Raw genomic sequence first — 4,370 nt, 5'->3', positions numbered from 1 at the left:
CCTCCCAGAGATCGGCCCCCTCATCCTCGAAACCCGTGTGCCAGAGCAGCTCGCGGCCCCAGGCCACCTCCCAGCCGCCCGTCGCGCCGCCGAGGACCCCCAGCACCTGCGACAGGTCGCCCTCGGGCGCGAGCGCCAGCGGCGGCGACACCTCGTAGCCGTCCTGCGCGAGCAGGGCGAAGGCCGCCGCGTGCTCGACCACCGTCGAGTCGGCCTCCGCGCGCGACAGCAGGATGCGCGCCTCGCTCTTGCCGGCCAGCGGCGCCACGAGCGCGTTCATGGGCCGCGAGGCCTCGGCCAGCCAGCCGATGATCTCGCGCCCGAGGTTGCCGGTCGCCGGCCGCGGGATCCAGTCGTCGATGAAGGCCGGCGTGCAGCGCTGCCCGACGACGCCGCTCTTGTCGATCTCCAGGGTCAGCACCAGCGTCGGCATGGTCTCGATGTAGCTCAGGTCGAAGACGAAGTTGCCCAAGCTGTGGGCGATCAGCTTCCCTTTGTAGGACTCGAAGCCCTGCAGCACGTGGGGGTGGTGGTTGATCATCGCGTCCGCGCCGAGGTCGATGGCCTGGCGTCGCAGCGCGCGCTCGCCGGGCGTCGGCTCGTTCAGGAAGCGGAACTCGGGCGCGCCGGGCTCCTGGACCTCGGCCTCGACGTCGATGACGTCGTCCGGCCCGGCCCACCGCCCCAGCGCGCCGGGCGGGGGCGCGAGCTGGTATTCGTCGCCGCTGTGGCCCTGGACGATGACGACGTCGGACAGCGCGCCGGCCGCCGCGATCGATTTCGACAGGTTCTCCGGCAGCAGGTGGGCGAAGCCGGGCTTGCTGTAGCCCGCGTCCAGGAAGGGCTGGTAGTTCCACTGCCGGCCGGTGCGGTCGCAGAGGCCCAGGAATCCCAGCCGCACGCCGCGCTCGGTCCAGAATGCGGGCTGCAGGGCGAAGATCTCGTTGCTGCCCGCACCGCACCAGGGGATGCCCAGGCTCTCGAGCCCGTCCATGGTGTCGAGCATGCCGATCTCGCCGTAGTCGATGATGTGGTTGTTGCCGATGGTCACCAGGTCGACGCCCGCGTAGGCCAGGCCCGCGATGTTCTCGGGCTGGCTGCGGAAGACCACGGTCTTGGTGGGGTGCGGCGTGCCGCGGTCGGTGTAGCTGACCTCGAGGTTGCAGACGTTGACGTCGGCGGCGTCGCCGAAGATCGGGCGCGTCGGCGCGAACAGGGCCTCGACCCCCTGGGTGTCGATGATGCCGCCCGCGGACTCGTAGCCCCGCCCGGTGAAGACGTCGCCCACGAAGTTCACCGTGAGTGGAGCGCCGTCGCCGCCGGGGTGGACGGCCACCTGGCAGGTGTCGCCGCCGCAGAGTCCGTCGGGGTCGGTCACCTCCACGCTGACGGTGTAGGGGTGGTCGGCGTGGACCAGGAACTCGTGCACGACGACCGGTTCGGCGCTGCTCGTGGAGTCGCCGAAGTCCCAGCGGTAGACGTGCGTCTCGGAGTCCGGATCGAAGACCGTGGCCTGGAATTGCGCCGACAGCCGGTACACGTCGCCGGCCACCTTCACCGAGGATTGCACCGCGTAGAGGATGTCCACCCGCGGCGTCCGCGGCAGCTCGTCGGTGACGTCGGCCAGGGAATCGAAGCGGGTGACGCCGACCGTGCCCGCGTCCGCGTCGTTGACGTAGATCACCCGGTCGATGACGGGCAGCTCGCCGAAGGTCTCCCGCCAGTCCTCGCCCACCGGCAGCAGGTAGTCGTGCCAGGCCGCAAGCGACTGCGATCCCTGGTAGACGGTCCACCAGTTCGTCGCGGCGGGCAGGTCGCGGCCGGCGAATGTGTAGAACAGTTCGTGGACGCCGTCCCCGCAGCCGATGGCCTGGACCTCGCTCTTGACGTCGGCGGAGACGGCGACGCTCCAGACGGTGCTGTCGGCCAGGGCGCGCGGCGCGATCGACTGGACGAGCCACAGGTTGCCGTTGAGGCGCAGGGCGTGGGCTGAACCGCCTTCGCCCGGGCTCGACAGCGACCAGGCGTCGGGATCCCCGGTTTCGCCCGGATAGCCCGCGAGTTCCGGGGCGGCGCCGTCGAAGTCCTCGATCGGGACGGCGTGGGCGGCGGCGACGAGAACCGGCAGCAGGACGATGACGAGCAGGCGGCAGAGGATCCGCGGCATCTCGGCTCCAGACGATTGGGTCAGGCGGGGATGCAAAGCGTACCACATACTGGCTTCAGGTTCCATTGACATTAGATCATAAGCAGCTTATGATGATGGCATGGATCCGCGAACCCGCAAATACCTGGCCGAGATCGGCCGTCGCGGCGGTCGCAAGAGCCGCCGGCGGCTGGAGCCCGAGACGGCCCGCGAGATGGTCCGTCTGCGCGAAGCGCGGCGCGCCTACCAGAGATTCCATGCGCACTGCTTCTGGTCCAGTCCACCGGAGTTCAGGGTCGAAAAATCGGATGTCGCCTGGGTCGCCGAGCAGCTGATGCGGTATGGTGGTCGGGAGGCCTGGGAGAAGGGGGCGAGCCTGTGCCGTTGACCGGGTTCCAGTCCGCGATCGGACGACTGCTCGCGGCCAACCGCAGCGAGGACAGCTATCTGGCCGGAGGCGCGGCCATCCTGGCCGCCCCCAACACGCTCCGGTACAGCCACGATCTCGACTACTTCCAGGACAGCGCGGCGCGGGTGGCCACCGCCTGGGACGCCGATCGCGCACTGCTGGCGGACCACGGCTATGGCGTGGAGTTGGAACTCAGTCAGCCGGGCTACATCCGCGCCGTGGTGAGTCTCGTCCGGGAACGCACCAAGATCGAGTGGGCCCAGGACTCGACCTGGCGTTTCCTGCCGGTCATCCGCAGCGAGGATTTCGGCTACCAGCTGCATCCGCTCGACCTGGCCACCAACAAGGTGCTGGCCCTCGCCGGCCGCGACGAGCCGCGCGACCTGCTCGACACGCTGCACCAGCACGAACACGTGCTGCGACTCGGAGCGCTGGTGTGGGCCGCGGCCGGCAAGGATCCCGGCTATTCGCCGCTCTCGCTGCTGGAGATGCTCCGCCGACGCGGGCGGATCCAGCCGGCGGACCTGGCGCGCCTCGACCTGGCCGGCCCGGTGGATCTGCAGCAGGTCAAAGAAGCCTGGCTCGCCGCCCTGGTCGAAGCAGATCGCTTCGTACGCACACAGCCTCCCGGCGAAGCGGGCTGCCTCTACTGGTCGCCCTCGCGGAACGCCTTCGTGTGCCCGGACGGCGAGAGGACGGGAGACACTGCCCCGCACTACGGTCGGCCGGGGGGGGTGCTGCCGCGGGTAGTCGGGGATTAGACCCCGTCTGTCATGATTCGCCAGTGCAGACAACTCCAGGCCTCCTCATTCCTGCTTCCGCGACGATCCCCGGGGTTGACGTTTTCCCATGCCAGGCCCTAGATTCCACCTGTCTGTGAAATCGTTCACATCCTGGGAGTTGCATCATCGGTCCTCCCCCGACAGCAGGTGTCGCGAGCCCCCGGATCCTCGGCGTCGGCGCGGATCTCTGCGACGTGCGCCGCCTGGCGCGGGAGTTGGACGAGCCGCAACGGGGCTTCGTCGACGCGGTGTTCACGCCGGCGGAACTCGCCGCCTGCCGCGGCGGTCCGCGCGCGGCGCGCCGCCTCGCCGAACGCTTCGCCGCCAAGGAGGCCGTCCTGAAGGCCCTGGCCTTCGCCGACGGCCGCGGCGCCTTCTGGCAGGATGTGGAGATCACGCGCCGCGGCGAGGGGCCGGCCGCGGTCCGGCTGCGGGGACGACTCCGGGAACTGGCCGCGCGGCACGCCGCCGGCCGCATCCACCTGAGCCTCGCCGCCGCCGGCGACCACGCGCTGGCAGTCGCCATGATCGAGGCGCGCGGGGACGCGGCGCCGCGACCGGACACCAACCACACAGGGGACTGACGATGGCCACCACGCCCACCTACGAGGACCGCCTGAAGGACTTCTCCTGGTCGCTGGCCGAGCAGGAACTGGGCTACCGCAAGGGCGACCCGCTGAACATCGGCTGGCACTGCAGCGACCGGCTCTGCCAACAGGGGTTGGCCGACAAGACGGCGCTGGTCTGGGAGGACTTCTCCGGCGCGACGAAGACCTACACCTTCGACGACCTGCGCGTCCTGTCGAACACCTTCGCGGCGCACCTGCAGGGCCTCGGCATCCAGCCCGGCGAGCGTGTCTGCCTGTTCATGGACCGCGTGCCGGAGCTGTACCTCGGGTTCCTGGGCGGGCTGAAGATGGGAGCCGTCGTGCAACCGCTGTTCTCGGCCTTCGGCGCCGACTCGCTGTGGACGCGCCTGGACGACGCCGGCACCACGGCCATCGTCACCCAGCGCAAGCACGTGGCCAAGGTG

The 4,370-nt window shown here is 70.0% G+C and carries 5 protein-coding genes; 4 read left to right on the top strand and 1 reads right to left on the bottom strand.

From position 1 onward, the window contains the following. The coding region (locus Q7W29_00555; protein ID MDO9170304.1) for a CapA family protein at window positions 1-2,167 on the bottom strand (2,167 nt) is incomplete at its 3' end. A 100-nt stretch (window positions 2,168-2,267) separates the two neighbouring features. Between Q7W29_00555 and Q7W29_00550 the strand changes: the two genes are divergently transcribed. From Q7W29_00550 to Q7W29_00535, 4 genes are all read left to right on the top strand, one after another. Beyond that, window positions 2,268-2,534 carry a hypothetical protein gene (locus Q7W29_00550; protein ID MDO9170303.1) on the top strand — a complete coding sequence of 89 codons (267 nt, stop codon included), beginning with the start codon at window positions 2,268-2,270 and terminating at the stop codon, window positions 2,532-2,534. Beyond that, window positions 2,531-3,316 carry a hypothetical protein gene (locus tag Q7W29_00545; GenBank protein MDO9170302.1) on the top strand — a complete coding sequence of 262 codons (786 nt, stop codon included), beginning with the start codon at window positions 2,531-2,533 and terminating at the stop codon, window positions 3,314-3,316. The genes Q7W29_00550 and Q7W29_00545 overlap by 4 nt, the downstream gene beginning before the upstream one ends. Before the next feature lie 185 nt (window positions 3,317-3,501). After that, window positions 3,502-3,921 (top strand): holo-ACP synthase, encoded by a 420-nt coding sequence (locus tag Q7W29_00540; protein MDO9170301.1) that lies wholly within the window; start codon window positions 3,502-3,504, stop codon window positions 3,919-3,921. Window positions 3,922-3,923: 2 nt separating this feature from the next. After that, window positions 3,924-4,370, top strand: a 447-nt coding sequence (locus Q7W29_00535) for an AMP-binding protein (GenBank protein MDO9170300.1), incomplete at its 3' end; no start/stop codon positions are given.

The sequence above is a fragment of the bacterium genome (assembly GCA_030654305.1).
GTDB lineage: Bacteria > Krumholzibacteriota > Krumholzibacteriia > LZORAL124-64-63 > LZORAL124-64-63 > PNOJ01.
The sequence above is the reverse complement of the archived record's forward strand: the minus strand, read 5'-3'. Positions and strand labels throughout refer to the sequence as shown.

Bases quoted from the DNA above. Each gene is read 5' to 3' on its own strand.
- Q7W29_00550 (MDO9170303.1), top strand. From the start codon at position 2,268: ATGGATCCGCGAACCCGCAAATACCTGGCCGAGATCGGCCGTCGCGGC.